Genomic DNA, 23377 nt, shown 5'->3' with positions numbered 1-23377 from the left:
AGTCCCCCCAACCTTAAATTTTTTCACCATCTTCTTTTTCTTTAGCGATTTGCTCTTTGATTTTCTTTTCTTCTTCTTCTTTGCGACGTTTTTCTTCTTCGATACGGCGACGCACTGCTTCACGTTTACCTTCTGGATCTGGGTGAATTGTAACGTTCCCTGATTCGATTTCTTCTAAAGCGCGAAGAGTTGATTTTTCAGACTTGAAACCTTGAGTTGCTGGCGCACCTGCTTCCAATTCGTGGGCACGTTTTGCTTCCAAGATTACGAGTGAATATTTTGATGGAACCTTGTCGAGCAAGGTATCAATAGAGGGTTTTAACATCATTTGCTTGTACCTATTTTCTAAATTTTATCGGCTAGTTGGAGATTTTGGTAACATCTCCTGATAGTGACCAATGACACGATCCACACGGAAGTGCTCTGCTTCGATAACACGTTTGACACGCTCAGCAGCTAGGGGCACCTGATCGTTGACAATCGCATAATCATACTCACGCATGAGAGCAATTTCTTCCTTGGCTTTTTCGATTCGTTGGGCAATCACTTCTGCACTGTCTGTTCCACGACCTACCAAACGATCTTGCAATTCATCCAAATCTGGTGGTGTCAGGAAGATAAAGACAGCATCTGGAACCTTTTTCTTAACCTGAAGAGCACCCTGAACTTCAATTTCAAGGAAAACATCGATTCCCTTGTCCAAGGTTTCATTGACGTAGGTCAGAGGAGTTCCATAGTAGTTGCCGACATATTCTGCGTATTCCAACATCTGACCTTGACGAATCAGCTCTTCAAACTCTTCCCGAGTACGGAAGAAATAATCAACACCGTCCACTTCTCCAGGACGTTGTGCGCGTGTCGTCATAGATACAGAATATTGAAATTGATTTTCAGAACTCTCAAAAATCTCTCTTCTAACCGTTCCTTTTCCAACCCCTGAAGGACCAGAAAAAACGATTAGTAAGCCTCGGTCTACCATTGTGTCTCCTTTTAGTCAGTCTGTGAAATAACATTTCTCTAGAATAACGGCAAAAAGCCAGATTATCCTTTACAGTCTTTCTATCTAGTGTAACAAAAAAGCAGTAATTTTTCAACTGCTCTTTCTTATTTATTTGGCATAATCTACTGCACGAAGCTCGCGAATCACGGTTACCTTGATATTTCCTGGGTAATCGAGATTGTTTTCAATTTTCTCACGAACTTTGTGAGCCAAGATTGTGACTTTGTCGTCCTTGATTTGTCCTGGATTGACCATGATACGGATTTCACGTCCTGCTTGAAGGGCAAAGCTATTTTGTACCCCTTCAAAGCCGTTAGCAATTTCTTCCAAATCATGGAGACGCTTGATGTAGCTTTCAAGAGACTCACTACGAGCACCCGGACGGGCAGCGCTCAAGGCGTCTGCTGCAGCAACAATCACTGCAATGACGCTTTCGGCTTCGACATCACCGTGGTGGCTAGCAATTGTATTCACCACAACTGGATGTTCCTTGTACTTACGAGCCAATTCCATACCGATTTCAACGTGGCTACCTTCAACCTCACGGTCAATGGCTTTTCCGATATCGTGAAGGAACCCTGCACGACGAGCAAGAGCCGCATTTTCACCAAGTTCGCTCGCCATGATACCAGCTAACTTAGCAACCTCAATCGAATGACGTAAGACATTTTGTCCATATGAAGTACGGAACTGCAAGCGACCCATGATTTTCATCAAGTCTGGATGAAGGTTTGGTGCCCCAATTTCATAGGCAGCAGCCTCACCGTATTCACGAATCTTATTGTCAATCTCTTGACGGTTTTTCTCAACCAACTCTTCGATACGAGCTGGGTGGATACGACCATCCTTGAGCAACATTTCCATAGTCATACGGGCAATCTCACGACGGATTGGGTCAAAACCTGACAAGGTCACCACTTCTGGTGTATCGTCGATAATGACATCAACCCCTGTCAAACTTTCAAAGGTACGAATGTTGCGACCTTCACGACCAATAATGCGTCCTTTCATAGTATCATCTGGCAGATGAACTGTTGAGTTTGTTGACTCCGCTACATATTCACCAGCAATACGTTGCATAGCTTGAACCAGAATGTCCTTGGCCATTTTATCAGAACGTTCCTTGACCTCTTGCTCAGCCTCACGAATACGACTGGCAATCTCCTTGGTCAAGTTTTCCTCTGTCTGTGCCAAGATAATATCTCGTGCTTCTGCCTGAGACAGGGCACCAATACGCTCTAGTTCTGCTTCTTTTTGTCTTTCGACTTCCTCTAATTGCTCTTCACGCGCATCAAGGTTTTTCGCTCTATCAGAAATACTTTGTTCTTTTTGTTCAAGTGTTTGTTCTTTACTCGTCAAATTGTCGTCCTTACGGTCAAGGCTAGTAGCTCTCTCTGTCAAACGACTTTCGATTTGTTTGAGTTCCTGACGTTCTGATTTGAATTCAGCGTCCACTTCTTCACGGTATTTTCTGGCTTCTTCTTTGGCCTCCAATAGTGCTTCTTTTTTAAGAGACTTGCTTTCACGCTTGGCTTCATTAACAAGTAAATCCGCTTCACGCTCAGCTTGTCCACGTAAATTAGTTGCTTCTTGTTCAGCATTTAAAAGCATCAACTCTGCAGCTTCCTGAGATGATTTCATCTTAGCTGAGATGCTGACATATCCAATGACTAAACCAATGATGACGGCAAAAACAGCAATCGCAAGCGACATGATCTCCATGTTTTTACCTCATTTTATTGTTATTCCGAATGACATACATTCTTTTACATTCTACCATAAAAAAATGATTTCCACAAACCTAAAATAGAATATGTTTTGGGGAATTCGGAATTTAATTACATAAAATTTATTAGCGCAATCTCTATTTCTTAGAAGTCATAGTTTAGTAAAAATTTTAGAAAAAGCCTACTTTACAGTAGACTTAGTAATGATCTTTGAAAGACAAGAAAGCCACGCTATCTTCATCCATCATATAAATCAAGCGATTTTCTGCGTCAATACGCCGTGACCAGGCTCCTTGGTAATCATATTTGAGCGGCTCTGGTTTTCCTATTCCTGTAAAGGGATCACGTTGAATATCCTTGATTAGTTTATTGATTCTTTTTAGTGTTTTCTTATCCTGAGTTTGCCAGTAGCAATAATCTGCCCAGGCATCTTCTGTAAACTTGAGCAGCATTTCTCACTCCTCAATAACATGGACCTGAGTACTTCCAGCACGGACTTGAGCCATTCCTCGCAAAACCTTGTCTGATAACTCCTTATTTTGAGCGATTCTCAGTGTTTCCTGAATACTGTCCCATTCGCTCTTTGAAAGAACTACAATGTCCTCGTTTGGATTTTTATTGACCACTGTCAAAGGCTCAAATTCATCATTTACCTTTTTCATGTAGTCTTTTAAATGATTTCGGAATGTTGAGTAAAGAACTGCTTCCATAACCATACCTCGTTTTACCTCTTTTCCACTATTATACACAAAAAGAAAGAAATTGTCAGGAACTTGTACAGGATTTTCTTTTCTATCTATTTATTCGTAAAAAATCTCAAAAAGTCCACCTTTCAGCAGACTTAGTTTGTTTCTATTCTAATCGGCACTCTTCCAAAATTCTGATCTGCTATACTTGGATTTCCCAGTTGGTAAATCTGGTCAGCCTTTTGAGTCATAGCATCCCAGGGTTCTTTGCCAATTCGGCTGACTAAACTGACCTGCCCTTTCAAAGACTTGAGATGTTGTCTGCCTTTTTCAGTAAAGCCAAGGACATGAATCCCTTCTGGCAAGTCACTTTCTCTAGCTTGCACCAAAATATAGGTCAAGAGGCGTCTGACACGCGCCTTGGTGTAACGTTTGGTCGCAACCGCCTCAACCAAGTCTTCCAGAGATTGGGCTGTTTTAATAGCCTCTTTAATGCGCACAGCTATTTCTTGATTGACCTGATAGATGGTGGTTAGGTCGGGATTTGACAAGATTTGATAATGAAGCAAGAGAAAATAGTCTTCCCAGTTCACCTTACTGGCCTGCTCAAAGAGGGTAACAGAAGGCATAAAGCGTTCTAAAAAATCTTGGTCCTTCTGGTGCTGACGGAGAGCTGTCGCTGAGGCAAAGTCCACATCCTTGTCCACAGAATGGTAACCTGCCCCCTGACGTTGAATCGGATGCAGTTTGATATTTCGCCCTGCTACCGCTTTGGCATAGGCAAGAGCAAGGACATGGTTGGGTGTATTTCCTGAAAAATCAAGACCTGCAAATTCCTTCCACATGGCCTGGGTTTTCTGGGGATAGGAAAGAGAATCAGGCAGATTTTCCACAAATTTCTCCATCTCAGCCCCCTGCTCTGTGTATAAGTCAGCGATTTTCTGGTAATCTAGAACTTCCTCCGTCCCAAAAGCAAGGCTATCAATGCCCAACCTAGCCAAGATATCCACAGCTCCTTGGCCGAAGAAATCCGCCGCCTGAACACTGACTAAAAATGGCAATTCCACTACCAGATCCGCTCCATTTTCCAGCGCCATCTGGGCTCGTGTCCACTTATCCACGATAGCAGGCTCTCCACGCTGCATGAAATTCCCTGACATGGCAACGATTTTCAGTCCCTCAGCCTGATTTAGCAGGTACTTATGCCCATTATGAAAGGGATTAAACTCCGCGATAATACCTGTGATGGTCATAGTGATCTCCCTTTCTAATGACGAAATCTACGATACCACTCAGGCAATCTCCCTCTCCAGTTAAGCCATTGTTTTTCTCCTACTGGAAGGATTTCTGCTAGTTGTTCATTACTATAATTCTTTTGTAGTTCAGGATAAGCTATCAACATAGTTGGTCTATGGCATCCTGCAACTGTCGTTGGCCATGTTCCATACATTAGCATATGTCGGATATCATCCTCCGATTTTATTTCATTTACTAACATATCAAAAAGTTCCTTAGACATATCGTAAACAACTAACTCTGAAAATACGGTTCCTTCTTCCTGAACATAAAAGTATTGCCCATCTTTTTCCCAAAGCGTTCCATTTTGACGGATACGATTAAACTGCGAAACTTCTTCCCAAGAATATTTTGATCGAACCATATCAACCTCCTACTTCTGCGCTACAAAAAACCAACGGGTACTGGTTTCTGTTGGCTCCTTGTCTTCAAAGTCTGCATAGAGTTTGAAGGATTTGAAACCAGCCTGTTCCAGCAAAATATCATAGGTCAGAACCTCATAAGTCCGCTCCTCATGCACTTCATCGTGGCGACTAAAGGAACCGTCAGATTCCTTGATAAAAAAGGTCAACTCATGCACGATGGAGTGAGGTGCTTCGTCCTCGTAGGTATCCCAGAGCATTGCAAAATCTTCTGCATTTTCATGATAAGAATAGCCTGGAAAAACTTCGTCTGTCTGGTAGGTCGAATGCACATCAAAGATGAAAACTCCATCTTCATTAAGGGCATTATAGACTTCCTTAAAAACATCCCCTACTTCCACCTCATCCTGCATGTAGCAGATTGAGTCCGAATAACAAGTAACAAAGTCATATTTACCTGACTTGGACAAATCCAGCATATTGCCTTCAATAAATTCAATCTTTTGCTTGGCTGAAGCCGCTCTCTTCTCAGCAATCTTCAACATATCCGCACTCAAATCAAGACCAGTCACATCAAAACCAGCCTGAGAGAAGCGCACAGATTGAATTCCTGTCCCACAAGCCAGTTCCAAGAGTTTCTTTCTCTCCTTGGTCTTAGGCAAATGACGAAGCGAAAAATCCGTCCATCTATCGTATAAACTGTCGTCCATGACCGCATCGTAAACAGCCGCAAAAGTTTCATAAGTTGCCATAATCATGATACCAAGAGCGTCAATGGCAAACACCACTCGCCCTTTACCTTTCTATCAATTTTTCTAAAATAAGCAAATAAAACCCAGTTGACTACAACTGAGTTCATCTTCTAAGCAAGAGCTTCTGAAATATCTACTGAATTTGCCTCATGCCATAGCTTTTCTAGGTTATAGTGGGCACGCATTTCTTCTGAAAAGACATGCACAACGACAGCGCCGAGGTCTAGTAAGACCCAACCTCCAGCTGCATCGCCTTCTATATGGCTGCCTTTAAAGCCTGCATCAGCTACTTTTTCACGGATGTTATCAGCGATAGCGTCCAACTGACGGCTATTCATTGAACTAGTAATAACAAAGTAATCCGTCACGCTAGTCAAATCTTGAACGTCAAGTGCGAGGATATCCTCCGCACGTTTCTCATCAGCCGCTTTCACGACTAGTTCTAGTAATTCTTTTTCGTTCATTTAGTCCTCTTTTAAAAAATATTTTTATAATCTAGGACATCTGCAAAGCGATCCTCCCAAATGTCCTCATAAAATTCATTTATCGTTTCTGCTGGAATGTCATCCCCATCAAAGGTTGTGACAGCACCTTCTGGAATAATCAGCTTATAGCCATATTCAAAGGCAACCTTGACAGAGGTATCCACACAATATTCTGTCTGCATGCCACATAAAACTAATTTTTCAACCCCCTGTTTATCCAAGTATTCTTTTAAGCCAGTTTCTTTGAAAATACTATTATACTTCTTCTGAAAGACCTTTTCATCAGGTTTTCGATTTAAAAGCGCAGATAACTGCCAATCTTCTGATGTTTGGGCTTCAGGATTCTCAATATGTTGAACATAGATAATTTCGATATTCTTACTTCTAGCCTGGTTTTGTAAATAAGAAATTTTTTCCAATAGACTATTTGTCTGAAAACAGGTTTCCACTAAAATATTTTGTACATCAATGATGATAAAAGCCGTCTTCATTTAGTCCTCTTTCAAATAGTCCACAAAGGCGTTATAGGTTTCAAGGGTTTGGGGATAGATGGGGAATCCCTGATGAGCTAGATGCTCCACGGTTCGAGCTGTTTCATAGGCCACCGCCTTATTAAGCGATAGACTTGCAATCTCACGCGCCACATCTACTCCAGGAAAGGCACGATTATGCTCTATATAGTCTGCGACATAGATGACCTTGTCTAAGTCTGTCATCTGACCAGCCCCGACTGTATGGATTTCAATGGCTCGCAGGATTTCTGAATCATGCAAATCCAAATCTTCCTGAATCTTGTAAATACCAACCATACCATGCCAGACATTATTGCCCCAGTTTTTGAGGTTAGAGTCTAGCTGATAACGGCCAATCAAGTTTAAAAATTCCTGATCTGACAGTTTTTTAGCGTAGTCATGAAGAAGGCCTGCTAGTCCTGCTTTCTCGGCATCTACTCCAAAGCGCTGAGCCAGTTCTATGGCTGCACTCTCCACACCCAAGCAATGGGTTAAGCGTTTTTCAGGCAGAAGCTCTGCCATTTTTTCCAACAAAGCCTCACGAGAGCAGTTGATATAGTCTTGATAGGCCATCAGTAGAACCCCTCCTTCTCGATGTAGTCTAGCACAGGCTGAGGCAGGAGAAAGTTGGGTTTCCGACCTTGGGCAAGGAAGTCACGCACCATGCTGGACGAGATATCCATGAGAGGCACATCCACCCAGATAACTGGATAGGAAGTCCCTGCCTTGTAGCGTGGGCGCTGAACTCCCACAAACTGAACCATATCTACCAGTTCATCAATTCGGTACCACTTAGGCAGATAGTCCACCATGTCGGCACCAATGATAAAGTAATAATCTGTATCTGGATTCTTCTCAGTTAGAAGCTTCATGGTGTCGTAGGTGTAAGAAATACCCTTGCGCTCTAGCTCGATGGTTTCAATGGCCAGACCTTCAATCCCCTCAATCGCCAACTCAAGCATCTTGAGACGATGGTGTTCAGGAATGGTTTCCTTTTTATCAACATGAGGAGGTTGGTATTCAGGCATAAGCAGAACTTGATCTAGTCCCAACTGCTGGCGCACTTGATCCGCAACAATGAGATGGGCATTGTGAACAGGATTAAAATTACCTCCTAAAATCCCTACTTGTTTGCGTTTTTTCTCCTTGATTTCTGGCTCCAACTCTACCTTGGTAAAGGGAGTTAATAGTTCGATTGCCATAGGCTAGTCTCCTTTATTTCTCTGTAAAAACAGTTATTTGGAGTAGGTTTTTAGATTTCTTTGATTTTTTTAGAAATCTTGCGATTTTCTTTCTTGCTAGATTGTTTAAACAAAATCAAGATGCGTCCGATTTTTTGGACAGTATCCACACCAATTTCTTCTTCCAAGATTTCAGCTACTTCGTGGATATTTTCATCTGTGTTTTGCAAGAGCGTTACCTTAATCAATTCGCGGGCGTCAAGAGCTTGACGAACGCTGGTTTTGATTTGGTCGTTGAGACCATTTTTCCCGATTTGGATGATGGGTTTGAGGGTGTGTGCCTGGCTGTTGAGGAAGGCACGTTGTTTTGATGTTAATGACATAATTTCTTTAAAAGAGTTTCTTTTTATACTTTTCTGAAGTGGTGACGGATGTCAGCAAAGTCCTTCGGACTTTCATGACTAAAATTTGAGCCTAAGGTCTCAAATTTTCCGCAGTTGGTACAATCACTTGTACCAACTGACACCACGGCGAAAAGTATTCTCTATAGGCTCTCCCTGCTCGCCCGAATTCAGATAACCCTTTCCTTTCTGTGTTTAAATGATTGCTTTTCGTGTGACGACGGCGACGCCTTCCGGTGCCCAGACGGCGACTTTAGCAGTTCCTGTTACACGGATCCAGCCTAGTCCTGAGATGACTAGGTCTGTCTTTTCCTTAATGTTAAATACATGTTGGACCAATTTTGGAAAATCTTCTTTTTCCTTGCTATTTGGTGGGGTTAGAAGAGTTCCAAGGTGCTTATCATAAAAGGCATCAGCGCCTTCAAGCTTGGTACGGTGGAGTTTAAGTTCATTGTCAAAGAAAGCTGTGAAACCTTGCTTTTCGCCCGCAATGAAGTCAAAGCGTCCGAGACCTCCTAAAAACAGAGTTTGTTCAGGATTGAGCTGATAGGTTTTAGGTTTGATTTCCTTTTTAGGGCTGACATACTTGAGGTTTTTGGCAGTCAAGTAGTGGGCCATCTGGTGGCGGTGGATAATCCCCGGTGTATCGTAGATATAAGAACCGTCATCAAGCGGAATCTCAATCTTATCCAAGGTTGTCCCTGGGAAGCGTGAAGTCGTGATGACATTCTGATCACCCGTAATTTCTTGGATAATGGCATTGATAAGAGTTGATTTTCCAACGTTGGTCACACCGACCACATAGACATCACGGCCCTTTCGGTAGTGCTCGATTTTGTCTATGACTTCCTTAATAGCATGTTTGTTTTGGGCTGAAGTTAGGACGACATCGACTGGACGAAGCCCTTCTTCGTGGGCACGTTCCATGAGCCACTGGCTAATCTTACCAGGCTTAACTGACTTAGGCAGGATATCTTTTTTATTTCCCACCAAGAGGACATCATTGCCCGATACAAAGCGTGGCAAGCCTGGAATGACAGAGCCATTAAAGTCAAAGATATCAATGACATTTACCACTAAAGCATCACTGTCTCCCACCTCGTGCAAGAGCTTGAGGAAATCATCGTCCGTCAACTGGACATCTGTGATTTCATTGTAGTGGCGGAGACGGAAACAGCGTTGGCAATAGACTTCACCAGTCTCCAAACCTTTTTCAAGTGCCGACTGGGGAGTAAAACCAAGATCAGCCTTGTCTGTCGTCTGAATGGTTGCTCCACAACCAATACAGAGAATTTCTTCCATAGTTAAATTCCTTTTTTATATGTAATCGGTCCGTACTTTTCAGTGATTTTTCTCATGACACGACGCTCACGAGCTCGGTTAATCTGCGTTTTGATTGAGTCGTGTTGTACCAAGGGTTTGACTAAAATTGAGCGAATCCCTGCACGGTGGGCTGCTCGAATATCCGTCATGAGCTGGTCGCCGACCATGACCACTTCATTTTTGTCGTAGTGAAATTCCTTCATGGCACGGTCAATCCCAAATGTGAAAGGCTTCAAGGCCCAATAAACGTAGTCAATCCCAAATTTCTCAACTGCTCGTTGAACTCGTTTTTTGGTGTTGTTTGAGACCACGATGATGCGAATACCCGCATCACGGAGGTCATGTAACCATTGTTTCATCTCCGGCGTCCCATCAGGGTTGTTCCAAGCTATGAGGGTATTGTCCAAATCGACCAAAACAGCCTTGATTCCCTGCGCCTGCAGACTTGGGACTGTCAGATCATAAACTGCTTCTACAGCAAAATCTGGCATATAGTTTTCAATCGCCATTCTGGCTCCTTTTCTTAACTTTTTTTCGCAATTTTCCTTAGTAACAATGACAGGATAATCCACAAACCTGCACTAGCCAAACTGATGTAGAGCCAAGCATGGGGTTCATCTGTTAAAGGTAAGGGAACATTCATTCCGAAAAAGCCTGTCACTACTGCCAAAACCGCTAGCAAGACTGAAATGATGGTAAGAGTTGTCAAATTATCATTCAGATTATTGTTTAGGATGTTGTTGTAAGATGCTGATAGTTGTTGGAGGACTTGAGAAATCAAGTCTGTCATGGATACCAGCTGATGAGCCTCAATCATGGCATCATCAAACTGTTCTCTCTCAATCTCGTTAAAACTGCGATAGAGGGCATGCCCTTGAATATGCTCCAGCAACATGCGATTTTGCTTGGCAGCCGCAGTGAGGTAAACCATACCAGTCTCCAAGTCGGAAAGGGCAAAAAGGTTTTTCTTAGTCGTCCGCTGCCGCAAGAGGCCATTGACCTCGTCTTTACTCTTATCCATCTGCTCGATGACAGGATAGTAGGCATTGCAGATGATTTCCAGACTGGCAAAGAGAAACTTGTAAATCGAAAGCATGTCATGACTCTCCAGATAACGGGTCATCTGTTCAATGACATAGGCGTTCTTGGTATTACTAATGGTAATCAGGCGACGATGTTCCACGATAAAGGTCATGGGAAAGGCTTCATAGTATGCCTTATCCTTTTTCAAGTTCAAGACATTGTAGATAAAGGTCACAGTCCCATTTTCACGGTGATAATCCATGTGAGCGCGCTCATTTCTATCCAGCGCGTATTCAATGGTTTCCTTGTCCAAACCGTAGATTTCAGAAAGGTCCTCTAGTTTTTTCAACTTGTCCAAATCTAGGTTAATCCAGGTACAACCATTGCCCAACTGCTTTTCTAAAACCATCTTTTCTCCTTTACAAAACTCTTTCTATTATACCATAAATCTGCTAAAATTTCAGGCCTGGTCTGTCCGAGAGAAATTGCTGACAACGGTGATATTCCGATTGGGAACGAAGTGTAGAACCTGGTCTTCTCCTCTGAGTTGCGTTGTTCGAATGCCAACACTAACCACCTTGCCCGATACAGTAATAGGACCATTTGTCAGAACAACCTCATCTCCTACATCCAGTTGACGTTCAAAGAGGATGAAAAAGCCATTGATGACATCAGACAGAAAACCTTGGGCTCCCATCCCAATAGCCACCCCAGCAATCCCAGCTCCAGCAAGCAAACTAGAAACTGGCAAACCCAAAATAGACAAGATACAATAAAGCAAAAAGAAATAAAGGGTATAATTAAACACATTCTCTAATAAACGTGAGATGGTTTTTTGGCGCCCGACATCATGACGAGACATTTTTAGAGAAGGTTTGACAATTCTCTGCACCATTGTATGAAGCAGTTTTTTAGCTATGTAGAATAGCAAAAATAGAAATAACAGAGAAAGTACCTTGGTCAAGATATTCTCAATAATCGTTGTTATATCAAGCTTATTGAGGTAGGTTTGAATAAATTCTTTCATAGAAAACTCCTTTCATTTATTATACCATACTTTCACAAGTGATGAATCTCCATAAATATTCAAAAATAATAGCCAAAATAGACAGAAAATTCTTGATTTTAGCTCATATTTATACTATAATCATAAACATTACACAACAAAGGAGATTGTTATGAAAAAATTCATTCATGCTTGGAATAAGGCAAGCCTAATCAAACGGATTTTGATTGGCATGCTTATTGGAGGAACCCTAGGGCTGACACTTCCTAACATTTCAGGAATTGGCCTACTCGGAGATCTCTTTGTTGGTGGCCTAAAAGCCATCGCACCTATTCTAGTCTTTGCCCTCGTTGCTAACGCCCTTTCCCAACATCAAAAGGGACAAGATAGCAACATGAAAACGGTTATCTTCCTTTACTTGGTAGGAACCTTTGCAGCGGCACTTGTTGCTGTCCTAGCAAGCTTTATTGTCCCTGTTGAGATTACCTTGAATAGTGCCAATACAGAAATCACACCACCAGATGGAATTGGCCAGGTCCTCAGCAACCTCTTGCTCAAACTGGTTGATAATCCAGTCAATGCCCTTATTACTGCCAACTACATCGGTATCCTATCTTGGGCAGTTGTTTTCGGGATTGCTATGAGAGAGGCCAGCAAAAATAGTAAAGAATTGCTGAAAACCATGGCTGATGTGACTTCTAAGATTGTCGAATGGATCATCAACTTAGCTCCATTTGGTATCCTTGGTCTTGTCTTCAAAACCATCTCTGATAAGGGAATCGGAAGCCTAGCTAACTACGGAATCTTGCTTGCCCTCTTGGTGACAACTATGTTCTTTGTCGCTCTGGTAGTCAATCCACTAATAGCCTTCCTCTTTATGAAGAGAAATCCTTATCCCCTCGTTTGGAAATGTTTGCGTGTCAGCGGTGTGACAGCCTTCTTCACTCGTAGTTCTGCGGCTAATATCCCTGTCAATATGAAACTTTGCCACGACCTTGGACTAGATCCAGATACCTATTCTGTTTCTATCCCACTCGGTTCTACTATCAACATGGCTGGGGCTGCGATTACCATTAATGTTCTAACCCTTGCTGCAGTTAACACTCTTGGCATCCCTGTTGACTTTGCCACAGCCTTTGTCCTCAGTGTAGTTGCCGCAATCTCAGCCTGTGGTGCTTCTGGTATTGCCGGAGGATCCCTCCTTCTTATCCCAGTTGCTTGTAGCCTTTTCGGTATTTCTAATGATATTGCCATGCAAGTTGTCGGTGTTGGATTTGTGATTGGTGTCATCCAGGACTCATGCGAAACAGCCCTCAACTCTTCTACAGATGTCCTCTTTACTGCCGTTGCCGAATACGCAGCAGCCCGTAATAAATAACTCATAAAGGCAAGCCTGCTCAGGTCTTGTCTTTTCCGCTTTTATTCTAACTTACTAGGAAACCCTTATGTCTATTAGCCAACGTACGACCAAGCTCATCTTAGCTACCTGTCTTGCCTGCCTTCTTGCTTATTTTCTCAATCTCTCCTCAGCAGTTTCAGCTGGAATCATCGCTCTCTTGAGCCTATCCGACACTCGTAGAAGTACCTTAAAACTGGCCCGCAATCGCCTCTTTTCCATGCTCCTAGCTCTAGCTATTGGCGTTCTGGCTTTTCACTTGAGCGGATTTCATATCTGGAGCCTCGGCCTCTATCTAGCCCTCTATGTGCCTCTAGCCTACAAGATGGGCTGGGAAATTGGCATCACACCAAGCACTGTTTTGGTTAGCCATCTCTTGGTGCAAAAATCAACCTCTCCAGACCTTCTAGTCAATGAATTCCTTCTCTTTGCTATCGGTACAGGATTTGCCTTGCTTGTCAATCTCTACATGCCTTCACGAGAAGAGGAAATTCATCACTACCACACATTGGTAGAAGAAAAGTTAAAAGATATTCTCCAGCGCTTCAAATATTATTTATCCAGAGGGGATGGACGCAACCGAGCACAACTGGTTGAAGAATTAGACACCCTTTTGGAAGAAGCCCTCAGACTTGTCTATTTGGATCACTCAGACCACCTCTTTCACCAGACTGACTACCATATCCACTATTTTGAGATGAGACAGCGACAAAGCCGTATCCTGCGAAATATGGCCCAGCAAATCAACACCTGTCACCTAGCTGCCAGTGAAAGTCTGATTTTAGCCCAACTCTTTTCAAAAATTGCAGGGCAACTGAGCCAGACCAATCCTGCTTCTGATTTACTAGATGAAATCGAACGCTATCTGGATGTCTTCCGTAATCGCAGCCTGCCCAAGACAAGAGAAGAATTTGAAACCCGTGCCACACTTCTTCAACTCCTACGTGAAGCCAAAACCTTCATCCAAGTAAAAGTTGACTTTTACCAAAAATATGGACAGTAAAAAAGAAAACTTCAGACCAACCACAAAAGGTGAATATCTGAAGTTTTCTTTTATTTGTAAGTTATCACCATAAAGGTTAATAGTAAAACAAATAAGGCCAAACTCACCAATAAAGTGAGAACCTTGACCAAGGTATTGCTCTGCCAGTAGCTTGGTTTACCAATATTACTAGTGGCATCCATGGAAAATAGTTGATTTTGACGAGGTTGTATGGTTACCAATACAATCAAAGCAAGAGAGAGGATAATAGCTAAAACAATCAGAATATCAGTCATAGGCCTACCTCAAAATCCCTAGCAAGGTAAAGAGTAAACCAATCAGAATCATTAAACCCAAGATGAGTGAAAAAATCTTACTAATCTTTTCCCCTCGGGTTTCTTTTTCTTTCTTGATCGGTTTTTGTTTCAACTCTTCCATACGACCTTCAACGTCTTTGTAAAATAAATCTTCGTCTGACATGTTAGCCTCCTAAAATGGTTTGCATGGTTTCCTTATATCGCACCAAGTCAACATAGTTGGCATGTTGGCCTTGTTTGCCAAGTGCCTGACGCATTTGCTCAACATCTGAAAGGGCCAGTTTAATGGTCTCAACCAAAGCAGAAACTTCACTACTTTCAAATAGATGATCAGGAGCGATATAGAGTCTATTGTGCACTGTCTGATTAAATCCAAGAATCAAGAGATTGTGCTCAAAGGCCTGACGCACCGCCTGCAACAACTCATTGCTGTGGTTTATATCCAAGTAAATATCCGACAGTTGATACAGATCCTGAATCTTCTGTGGACTAGCGTTCTGATAAAGGACCACATTAGGATAGCGAAGCATGTCTAAGAGCTTAGAAGACATCTCTGTCACCGCTGCGATACGGAAAGTAACATCAGGCAAGGCTTCTACGATTGCTTCTACTTGCTCAATCTGATCGGAATTGGTCAAGATTAAGGCATCTCGTCTTAGGAAATTATCGCGTTTAAACTGGTAATGGTAACCCAAGTGCACAAACTGATCATGGTATTTCTCTTCAGTCAACTCTAAAGCACGTTCATAAGTCGCTTTGTTTGGAATGATGATTTTCTTAGTACGAACATCATCACTTTCCAAAATCAACTGCATATTGCCTGGAATAGCATCATAGAGAGATTCCTGCCAAACCAAAACATCTGAGCCAGATTTATCTGGATGATGGAAAGAAACCAAGAAAGGAGTCGCTAGAGTATTAAAAATAATCTGATGCTTATCTAGCCCTAAATCTTGCAAAAAGAATGTAATAAATTCAACCTTATTTGCAAAGTAACGCATGGACTGACCAGGCAAAGTCAATAAGATATCACCCGTCACATGGTTTTCAAGTAACACCTCCTGACCATTGACATCTTGGTAAACCGTCATCACCGGATCACTATCTGCGCTATAGGTCGTTGTAGCAAAACAGGCTCCGAAACGATTGTAATGGTCAACCTGACGGACTCGACCTTCCAAGTCTTTCCAATCTACCTGTTTAACCAAGCGAGCCTGCATTCCATCAGTATAATGAATAACAGCTCTCTCCTGCGTCATATCTTCAATACGAGCAGACTGATTATTGCCTGAAATTTCCCAAAAAGCTGGAACAGGAACTTGGTTAAAATAAAGAGGTTTTCCCTTTTCATAGCCTAGATAATAGGTAAAAGGAGAAACCAGACCATCAGGCAGAAAACCATCTGCATCGATGACCACTCCAAGTTGAGAAAGACCAGTAGCGACTAGGCTTTCATGTAAATCTCGACTTTCCCGACTATAACGATCATAAAGTTCAATCATGGAGCACCTCCTCTACTGTTTTTTTCCACTTTTCTAAAATTTCTTTGGTTAAGAAACCTTCTGCAATTCGATAAGAATGGGCACGCATACCCTCTAGACGATTTTCTTGATACAATTGACAAATCTTAGCTGCGTAAGCTTGCTTGATTTGGTCTTCTACATGGTCAGATGAACTTGGAATCAAATAACCATTTTTCCCATCCTCTATAAAAGTCTGATTGCCATAAGGCACATCAAAACCGATTAGAGGAAGGCCTGAACCAATAGCTTCCATCAAGGTCAAACCAAAGCCTTCGCTGGTTGAAGCCGTCAAGTAAATCTCATACTGGCTATAAATCTGCGAAAGTTCCGCATGCCCCTTGAGCTGGATATAATCCTCAGCCTGATGATTTGCAATAATGTCTCTAAGCAGAGAATCCTCTCCACCGCTACCATAAATATCAAAGGTTAATTCAGGAATTTCCTTACGAGCTTCAATGACCGCCTTGACCAACCAATCAATGTGTTTTTCTTTGGCAAGACGTGAAGCCGTAATCAATGAAAATGGCTTACGTCCTTGACTTGACTCAGTCAAGGAATCAATACTGCCTACAGGAATGGTAACAATCTTTGGTTGATGCTGAGTATATTTGGCAAATTGATCTTGTAGAACTTCCTTTTGTCTATCAGTAGACACTATAAAGAAGTCAACCTTATCTGCATTGGTAAACTGATAGTCATAATAGTTATTCCAAAGGATGTAATCCTCATTTGTAGCATTTTCACTATAATGCTCCGCGTGAACGACTACCGCTAGATGCGCTACTTGTGCTTCCTCAAACACAACCTGTCCAATACCTGTCTCTCTATCCAGAATGACCAAATCAGACTTGTTCAAATTCAAGGATTTCATAAAAGCACGCATGAAAGCTGGTTTCCCATAGAAAATCTTATCCTTAAAACGATAAATTTCTTCCTTCCCTTGATTCATCAAGATATCATAGGCTGGAGTCCCATCTTCATTGTAAAAAGTTCGTTGGCATAGGACCGCAACATTGTCCTTGGGAGCAAAATATTCGCTACAATAACGCGTATAAGAAAAGTAATCCTTTCGAATCAAATTTCCTTTAAAAACATACTCTACATACTGGACCAAGTCCTTGTCCTCATCAACCAAATAACAGGTGACAAACTTATCTTGATCAGAAAAGAAAACACGCAAAACCTTGCCATTTTTTTCTCTGTGACTTTCTTCACCACCGAAATAAGCCAAAACATCATCCACTGTCACGCTAGTCGGTGCAATCTTAATGTCTGTAAAGTGGTTATAAAGCCAGATCACTTGTTCATCATCAAAACCAATATTGGCTGTTAAGTGCTGAATGTTATCGGCTAAAATCATATCTGTAAAGATAAACTTAGAAGGAAAATTTAATTTCCGAAAAACACCAGCACGATAGGCTTGGGCGTATTCAACACCGCTACTAGCCCATCCAAGTCCTAAATTTATATTGTATATTGTCATATTTTCCTCTTTTTATGGGAAATGAGTCATAATCTCACCCTTAGGAGTGACTTCAACTAAGCCCATCAGGAGATTACGCACCATATCCGCACGGATTTGTTCTTTCATGGTTTCAAAGCCTGCATAGGCCTCTTGATAGTACTCTACAATTGGATTTTTCTGACTAGCAGACTGGCCACCGATAGCCATTGTTAATTGCTGAAGATAATCTACCTGCTCAACCCAATTGTCATCAATAGCCTTGAGCATGGAGAGTCGTAAAAACTGTTCATACAAGTCGTGTTTCTCCAGTAATTCCTTCTTTTCAGAGAGTTCTCTATTCACAACTTGTTGAATAAAGTTGCGGACTTGTTTCTGATTAGATAGGTCTAGATTATCTGGAATCTCCTTTACATGGAAACTGATATTGGTAACAATAAAGTGAAACAGTAATTCACGACTGGCATAGTGTTCAGCCGCTACCGCTTCTGTATATCTCTCGATGATATCCAAAACTACATCTTCTAAGTCACGAGAACCATCTATTAGACGATTGCGTTCCTTGTAAATCATATCCCGTTGAATATTCATACTTTCAGCATATTCTAGAGTCTGACGGCGTGCCGAACGTCCAGCACTATCACTGGCATGCTGAGCCCTTTCGACCAGGTTACGATACTTACGACCTTTGAGAATTTCTGGTTGCGTCATATCTTGAACTTGATAATCTTTATACTTCTTATGAACCCAAGATGGAGCAAATTTCTTGATAACATCATCTTCCAGTGATACAAAAAACTTACTCATACCTGGATCTCCTTGACGACCAGAGCGGCCACGGATTTGAAGGTCGATCCGCTGACTTTCCATCCGCTCTGTTCCAATGACAATCAAGCCACCAAGTTCAGCGACTCCCTTACCAAGTTTGATATCGGTACCGCGTCCTGCCATAGATGTTGCAACTGTTACGGCCCCCATCTGGCCTGATTCTGCGATAATTTGGGCCTCACGCGCAGCATTATTGGCATTGAGAACATTGTGGGCAATCCCTTCACGAAGCAAGAGTGATGAATAAAGTTGAGACATTTCAACCGATCCAACAAAAACGAGTAAGGGATTCCCCTTAGCATGATACTCTTTGATGTATTCCAAAGACGCATAAACTTTCTCTGGTAAAGTCACATAGAGATTATCGGGATAATCAATTCGTTGCTTAGGACGATTGGTTGGAATCCGAATAACGGCCATATTATAAGTCTCAAGAAATTCTTTTTCTGCTACCTTTCCTGTCCCCGTCATTCCAGACACTTTATTAAACATTTTGAAAAGGCCTTGATAAGTAATAGAAGCCATAGCTCGTGTTTCAGGAGATAATTTGACATGTTCCTTAGCTTCAATGGCCTGATGGAGACCTCCCTGCAGTTTGGTCATCTCCATTAGACGTCCTGTTCCCTTATCCACCAGTACCATCTCATTTCCACGAATGATATAGTCCTTGTCTTTAGTATAAAGTTTATGGGCTCGAATCGCATAAACTAAATGACGAGCAAAGGACGCATGTTCTTCCTTATATAAGTTGTCAATTCCTAGGAAACTTTCAGCAGACTTGGCCCCCTTAGTAGTAAGCCAGACCTCCTCCTTCTCCTCTTTGAAAATATAATCTTCTCCCTCGACCAGCGTTGTCACCAGTGTATCAATGATCCCATAGTAATTAGACTGAACACGGGGAGAACCCGCAATAATCAAAGGAGTTTGTGCACTATCAAGCAAGATATCATCAATTTCATCAATGATGACATAGTTAAAAGGTCGCAAAAACTTACCTTCTTCATTCGAAGCCAGATTATCATTTAGGTAATCAAAACCTAAATTACTATTGGTTGTGTAAATGATATCCAAAGCATAAATAAGCTTCTTTTCTTTAGCTTTCATTTCCTTCTTTGGATCCCCTGTAAATGGCACCCCAATGGTCAAGCCTAGGAAACGATAAACTTGGCCCATTTCCTCTGCATCACGTTTTGATAAATACTCATTTGGCGTAACAACCATCACACCTTCTCCTGAAAGAGCGTTCAAATAGACCGGCATGGTGGCTGTTAGGGTTTTCCCTTCACCAGTGTTCATCTCAGCAACATTTCCGTAGTGCATGATAATAGCTCCCATGACCTGAACATCATAGGGGAACATCCCTAAAATCCGTTTGTCCGCTTCACGCACCACAGCAAAAGCTTCTACTAAAAGGTCATCTAGACTTTCTCCTTTGGAAAGACGCTGACGAAACTCCACTGTTTTAGCGACTAATTCTTGATCCGAAAGAGAGGACATCTTATCTTTTAAGCTATTAATCCTCTTTAAAATCTTTTTTACTTTCCTAAGCTGGAAATCTTGACCTAAACGTCTAAACACTTCTGATCTCCTTGATAGAAAAATGATAAAAAGTTATGGATTCAAAACCAGTACTTAAAAGAGAAACTTGATAAGTATAACTATCTTCTGGATAAGTAAATATGAAATCTTTCACTTTTTCTACCTTTTCTTCTAAAATATCACCATAGCGGTCAAAAAAAGTTATCTTGGTATAAACTCCATTTTCAGGCTGACAATCAAAAACCAGTGATAGTTGATACTCCTGATTTCTTTTTAGTAAAGGAAGCTGGGGCTGAGTCCGTGCTGCCTGGTAATTGACACTAGAAAACCAAGTCTTGAGAATTTCACCAGATGGCAATAGAGGATTATAAAGACGGACACTTTTATCAGGAAAACAAGATACAGTTGATCCGTACATATAAGTCCCGCCAACTTCTCCCCAATGAATAGACTGTCTCTGTGTAATAATCATTCTTTCTCCCTTCCAAAATCACTTGCTAGTACCATTCGATAAAAGTGAAGAAACCAAGCAATATTGGTATCTGTATCATCATTGTGTCGTCCAGCAGTTCCTTTAGATAAAATCTTGGCACCTGTATTACATAAATAAGTAACTAGATTCTCATAAGCCTGAGGATCCATTTCTTCATCTTTCATATAGGACAAACCAAAGGTTGTCTTTGAAAAATTTGCTTGTTTAAATATTTTCCAAAAACGCTGATCCAACTCCGTCATATCTTGCGAACTTCTCCCACCTGTATGGTGAATTAAACAATCAAAAGCCAAGTTAGAGACACCCGGTGCGTCCAAACGTCCACGGCTAGCTATGGTTCCTAAATTAGCCAAGGGCTTACCGACTATGATGGCATGAGGTTCAAAAGAAGCACCATAATAGAGAGCCGGAAACGTTCCCATAGAAAGACCTGATAAAATCAAATCCTTTCGATCAAAGCCTAAATAATCAAGATAATGAGCTATCGTCTCTTTGACCTTTCCCTCTAGCTCATCTGTTCCTAGATAAAAAGCTCCCCCTTCTAAACGTGGATCAGAAAATAAAATGAAGGGACATCCTAGGGTTTTCATCATAAAGTAGCCCTCGAATCCTTCTGCAGGTCGATAACCTGAAAAATAGACAGCTAAAGGCGGTTTAAAATCACCCGGATGGAAGAAATAGTTTATTTCATCACGCTTGGAATCATGTAGGATATTCCCACCAAGTACAAACTTACCAAATTGTTTTCGACTCCAACGTTGGTGAAGATTACCCAGTTTGATAGTTCCATGACCTCTTGCTTCAACAGATAAAAATAGTAAAAAATTAGTATCTATACTATCTATAACGATAGCTTTTTCCAAATCTGCTTCAGTATAAACTTCTTCTTCAAAAAAATGGTCTATATTCCCTTCAATTATCTTTCGGACTATAAACCTAAACTCACAATTCCCCTGTTTTTCATACTCTAGCCATAATTCTATAGGCAAATTTTTATAAACCATAAAATTATGAGACCAACAGGCCAATTGATGAAAGTTCGTTCCAAAATCACCTTCTATCATTACATGCTCCAATCCTTGATAAGATATAGAGCCTTCAAAAGAAGAATGAATTTGAATATTTGACGGAAATAATTTATCCCCATATCCCCCACTAAAAAGAGAAGTGGATAGGTCCTGCAATAAAGCCTGCGGATCCGAAAAATCTACGGGCTGTGCACATTGTTTTTTTAATATATCTAAAAGAAGGGGATCTGTCGTCTTAAAATCCTGATTATAAAAAAGACCATGAGGTTCGAAAAAATTGGTAAACTCAAGGACATCTGTTAAAGAGTTCCCATCTTCAATCAAAACAGCTTGAAAACGACTGATAGTATCTATCTCGATCATCTTGCGCAATGCCTTAGAAGACCGAGGGCAAACAAAATACCAGTCCATATTTTCTGGGATTTCATATTGATGAGACCAGTTATCAAGTCCTATTTGTAAAATTTTAAGACCTTTTGACATGTCGAGCCCCCTCTATCCATTTCTCTAATTTTTCAAGAAATTGTTGTCCTGTGTGCTCCTTAATCTTATCAATCGAATAAATCAAGGACTCATTCCACTCTTTCAACCTATCTGTGTAATAATGTGCAGCCTTAGAAAATTCTGTCACATCTGTCAGCAAATAACCATTTTTTAAATGTTCAACATAGACGGTTTCAACTAGATTGATTTGAGGAATTCCTGCACTAATACCAGCTATCTGTGTGTAGAGATGAGGCTGTCTATTTAAATCCACAATCAAACGGACAAATTCTAGTGTTTTTATCAAATCTAACTCATCATTCAAATTGACAAACTGTATGCGTAAGTCCTGGTGTTGATTTTCTTCCAGAGGATTTTCTGCATCACCATAATCAAGTGCCTTTCCCAGACTTTCGAATTGAATGTTTTCTTGGATGAAAGACTCAACAATCCTTTCAACCTCATTCATTTGCTCCTGACTAGCAGCAAAGGCTCCAAAAATCACCTCAGTATCTTTATTTTCAGCGACAAAGGCCAAGACTTGAAGTAGAGCTTGATTATCAATTCCCTGCTCAAAATCCAGTTGATAATATATGATGGATTCTTTCTTAGTTTGACTTCTCCCCAATCGTAATCGGGTGTCAAATGATGATAAATGATAAAATTGATGCATTCGTTCAGGATACAACTCCTGCAACAATCGTAAACTATCCTCTCTATCCACCAAAATCAAATCTGATTTTTCAAAAGTTGAATCTAAATCTCTAAAGGTGTCTTGAGGATTACGCCCAATGAAAAGACTCAACAGTTTAGGATTGGCACTAGGTAAACGGTCTAATACTAGCTGGTCATGGTGAGGATGAGAAGGAAGCATAAAAATATCCTGATCCTTCACATATTTTTGCAGATAATTCTCAAAAAATTCTGTCACCAAATCTCCCATGTCTTGATAGATGAGCGCTTTAAAGCGATAACCAAAAATTGGATTGACTTCTACCCGCCCGCCTTCTTTTAAACGCTCTCTAAATTGCCACACTCCCTTGGGATTCAAATATTCTTGATAGGCCGCTTGCCCATCTTCAAAAAAGATAACGCTCGATACAAATCCACGATCATCCATGATATAGTGCATATGTATTTGACCATTCGGTTCAAAATACTGTATATCACTGATGAAACCTTCAACCCCATGTTCAACCTTAGCAAATTTCTTCCCATTTTTTTGAACGATAATCGTAAAGGGACTATAAATAAATTCACAGTCATTATCCCACTCAATATCTCGAATGCTTAAAACTTGGGTATGGGGATTATGAAAATCTTGCATAACATCAAAAACGGAATAAGTATCCGTTTCTAACACCCCATGTCTATGTAAAAAATAACGTAGATGAGGTTGGTAAGCTAATACTAATAGTCGAGAATCTATATCTTGCCTTTGCAGGAGTCGAATCTGATGAAAGGTATCATCAAACTCTAGACGAAAATGAGAAAAGTACCATGGAGTGATAGTTGCATGCCATGTTCTTTCTGAACCATACCAAGCTGGAATAAAATAATACATAAAAGTCT

The 23377-nt window shown here is 41.1% G+C and carries 27 protein-coding genes; 2 read left to right on the top strand and 25 right to left on the bottom strand.

Annotation, left to right across the window (positions count from 1 at the left end; all coding sequences use genetic code 11):
- Positions 1 to 13 precede the first annotated feature (13 nt).
- The 17 genes from rpoZ to KUA57_RS06885 form a co-directional block, all read right to left on the bottom strand.
- A complete protein-coding gene (gene rpoZ, locus KUA57_RS06965; protein WP_000979235.1) occupies positions 14 to 328 on the bottom strand; it encodes a DNA-directed RNA polymerase subunit omega in 315 nt (104 codons plus the stop codon).
- A 24-nt stretch (positions 329 to 352) separates the two neighbouring features.
- On the bottom strand, positions 353 to 979 hold the full coding sequence (gene gmk / locus KUA57_RS06960; RefSeq protein ID WP_218493929.1) for a guanylate kinase: 627 nt from the start codon (positions 977 to 979) through the stop codon (positions 353 to 355).
- Between the two features lie 129 nt (positions 980 to 1108).
- The gene (locus KUA57_RS06955) at positions 1109 to 2722 is read right to left on the bottom strand and encodes a ribonuclease Y (RefSeq protein WP_000404934.1); all 1614 of its coding nucleotides are present in this window, start codon (positions 2720 to 2722) and stop codon (positions 1109 to 1111) included.
- Between the two features lie 202 nt (positions 2723 to 2924).
- Positions 2925 to 3179, bottom strand: coding sequence for a Txe/YoeB family addiction module toxin (locus tag KUA57_RS06950; RefSeq protein ID WP_094753153.1), 255 nt, complete (start codon positions 3177 to 3179; stop codon positions 2925 to 2927).
- A gap of 3 nt (positions 3180 to 3182) precedes the next feature.
- Complete coding sequence (locus KUA57_RS06945; protein ID WP_180375037.1) at positions 3183 to 3437, bottom strand: type II toxin-antitoxin system Phd/YefM family antitoxin; 255 nt, start codon at positions 3435 to 3437, stop codon at positions 3183 to 3185.
- Between the two features lie 131 nt (positions 3438 to 3568).
- Positions 3569 to 4666 carry a nucleotidyltransferase gene (locus tag KUA57_RS06940; protein WP_218493928.1) on the bottom strand — a complete coding sequence of 366 codons (1098 nt, stop codon included), beginning with the start codon at positions 4664 to 4666 and terminating at the stop codon, positions 3569 to 3571.
- 14 nt (positions 4667 to 4680) lie between these two features.
- On the bottom strand, positions 4681 to 5073 hold the full coding sequence (locus KUA57_RS06935; RefSeq protein WP_049488394.1) for a hypothetical protein: 393 nt from the start codon (positions 5071 to 5073) through the stop codon (positions 4681 to 4683).
- Between the two features lie 9 nt (positions 5074 to 5082).
- On the bottom strand, positions 5083 to 5823 hold the full coding sequence (locus tag KUA57_RS06930; protein WP_284691258.1) for a class I SAM-dependent DNA methyltransferase: 741 nt from the start codon (positions 5821 to 5823) through the stop codon (positions 5083 to 5085).
- Between the two features lie 110 nt (positions 5824 to 5933).
- Complete coding sequence (rsfS, locus tag KUA57_RS06925; protein WP_049546916.1) at positions 5934 to 6287, bottom strand: ribosome silencing factor; 354 nt, start codon at positions 6285 to 6287, stop codon at positions 5934 to 5936.
- Positions 6288 to 6298: 11 nt separating this feature from the next.
- Positions 6299 to 6799, bottom strand: a complete 501-nt coding sequence (locus KUA57_RS06920) for a cysteine hydrolase family protein (RefSeq protein WP_125458595.1) — start codon at positions 6797 to 6799, stop codon at positions 6299 to 6301.
- A complete protein-coding gene (yqeK, locus tag KUA57_RS06915; protein WP_218493927.1) occupies positions 6800 to 7393 on the bottom strand; it encodes a bis(5'-nucleosyl)-tetraphosphatase (symmetrical) YqeK in 594 nt (197 codons plus the stop codon). It lies immediately after the preceding gene.
- Positions 7393 to 8022, bottom strand: a complete 630-nt coding sequence (locus tag KUA57_RS06910; protein ID WP_125386225.1) for a nicotinate-nucleotide adenylyltransferase — start codon at positions 8020 to 8022, stop codon at positions 7393 to 7395. The genes yqeK and KUA57_RS06910 overlap by 1 nt, the downstream gene beginning before the upstream one ends.
- A gap of 50 nt (positions 8023 to 8072) precedes the next feature.
- Positions 8073 to 8384 (bottom strand): ribosome assembly RNA-binding protein YhbY, encoded by a 312-nt coding sequence (yhbY, locus tag KUA57_RS06905; protein WP_000060168.1) that lies wholly within the window; start codon positions 8382 to 8384, stop codon positions 8073 to 8075.
- Between the two features lie 213 nt (positions 8385 to 8597).
- Positions 8598 to 9704 (bottom strand): ribosome biogenesis GTPase YqeH, encoded by a 1107-nt coding sequence (gene yqeH / locus KUA57_RS06900; RefSeq protein WP_218493926.1) that lies wholly within the window; start codon positions 9702 to 9704, stop codon positions 8598 to 8600.
- 2 nt (positions 9705 to 9706) lie between these two features.
- Positions 9707 to 10234 carry a YqeG family HAD IIIA-type phosphatase gene (locus KUA57_RS06895; protein ID WP_250646329.1) on the bottom strand — a complete coding sequence of 176 codons (528 nt, stop codon included), beginning with the start codon at positions 10232 to 10234 and terminating at the stop codon, positions 9707 to 9709.
- Positions 10235 to 10248: 14 nt separating this feature from the next.
- On the bottom strand, positions 10249 to 11157 hold the full coding sequence (locus KUA57_RS06890; RefSeq protein WP_218493924.1) for a magnesium transporter CorA family protein: 909 nt from the start codon (positions 11155 to 11157) through the stop codon (positions 10249 to 10251).
- A 51-nt stretch (positions 11158 to 11208) separates the two neighbouring features.
- Positions 11209 to 11775, bottom strand: a complete 567-nt coding sequence (locus tag KUA57_RS06885) for a mechanosensitive ion channel family protein (RefSeq protein ID WP_061590246.1) — start codon at positions 11773 to 11775, stop codon at positions 11209 to 11211.
- Positions 11776 to 11926: 151 nt separating this feature from the next.
- Here KUA57_RS06885 and sstT point away from each other — a divergent pair, with 151 nt between their 5' ends.
- Positions 11927 to 13132, top strand: a complete 1206-nt coding sequence (gene sstT / locus KUA57_RS06880) for a serine/threonine transporter SstT (RefSeq protein ID WP_218493923.1) — start codon at positions 11927 to 11929, stop codon at positions 13130 to 13132.
- A gap of 67 nt (positions 13133 to 13199) precedes the next feature.
- On the top strand, positions 13200 to 14153 hold the full coding sequence (locus KUA57_RS06875) for an aromatic acid exporter family protein (RefSeq protein ID WP_218493922.1): 954 nt from the start codon (positions 13200 to 13202) through the stop codon (positions 14151 to 14153).
- 50 nt (positions 14154 to 14203) lie between these two features.
- Here the strand turns inward: KUA57_RS06875 and asp5 are convergent, their stop codons facing one another.
- From asp5 to asp1, 8 genes are read right to left on the bottom strand one after another with little or no spacing between them, the layout of a single operon-like run.
- Entirely contained in the window at positions 14204 to 14428 is a 225-nt protein-coding gene (asp5, locus tag KUA57_RS06870) for an accessory Sec system protein Asp5 (RefSeq protein WP_004260825.1), read from the bottom strand.
- A 4-nt stretch (positions 14429 to 14432) separates the two neighbouring features.
- Complete coding sequence (gene asp4 / locus KUA57_RS06865; RefSeq protein WP_049488410.1) at positions 14433 to 14612, bottom strand: accessory Sec system protein Asp4; 180 nt, start codon at positions 14610 to 14612, stop codon at positions 14433 to 14435.
- Position 14613: 1 nt separating this feature from the next.
- Positions 14614 to 15951 carry an accessory Sec system glycosylation chaperone GtfB gene (gene gtfB / locus KUA57_RS06860; RefSeq protein WP_218493921.1) on the bottom strand — a complete coding sequence of 446 codons (1338 nt, stop codon included), beginning with the start codon at positions 15949 to 15951 and terminating at the stop codon, positions 14614 to 14616.
- Positions 15944 to 17455, bottom strand: coding sequence for an accessory Sec system glycosyltransferase GtfA (gtfA, locus tag KUA57_RS06855; RefSeq protein WP_218493920.1), 1512 nt, complete (start codon positions 17453 to 17455; stop codon positions 15944 to 15946). Before gtfA ends, gtfB begins: the two co-directional genes overlap by 8 nt.
- 12 nt (positions 17456 to 17467) lie before the next feature.
- Positions 17468 to 19840, bottom strand: coding sequence for an accessory Sec system translocase SecA2 (gene secA2, locus KUA57_RS06850; protein WP_218493919.1), 2373 nt, complete (start codon positions 19838 to 19840; stop codon positions 17468 to 17470).
- Positions 19833 to 20273, bottom strand: coding sequence for an accessory Sec system protein Asp3 (gene asp3, locus KUA57_RS06845; protein WP_125447856.1), 441 nt, complete (start codon positions 20271 to 20273; stop codon positions 19833 to 19835). Before asp3 ends, secA2 begins: the two co-directional genes overlap by 8 nt.
- Entirely contained in the window at positions 20270 to 21805 is a 1536-nt protein-coding gene (gene asp2, locus KUA57_RS06840) for an accessory Sec system protein Asp2 (RefSeq protein ID WP_049488421.1), read from the bottom strand. Before asp2 ends, asp3 begins: the two co-directional genes overlap by 4 nt.
- Entirely contained in the window at positions 21789 to 23369 is a 1581-nt protein-coding gene (gene asp1 / locus KUA57_RS06835; protein WP_070481834.1) for an accessory Sec system protein Asp1, read from the bottom strand. Before asp1 ends, asp2 begins: the two co-directional genes overlap by 17 nt.
- Between the last annotated feature and the right edge of the window lie 8 nt (positions 23370 to 23377).

Source organism: Streptococcus vulneris (genome assembly GCF_019218685.1).
GTDB classification, from domain to species: Bacteria; Bacillota; Bacilli; order Lactobacillales; family Streptococcaceae; genus Streptococcus; species Streptococcus vulneris.
Note: the sequence above shows the minus strand (reverse complement) of the source record. Positions and strands in the feature narration are given on the sequence as shown.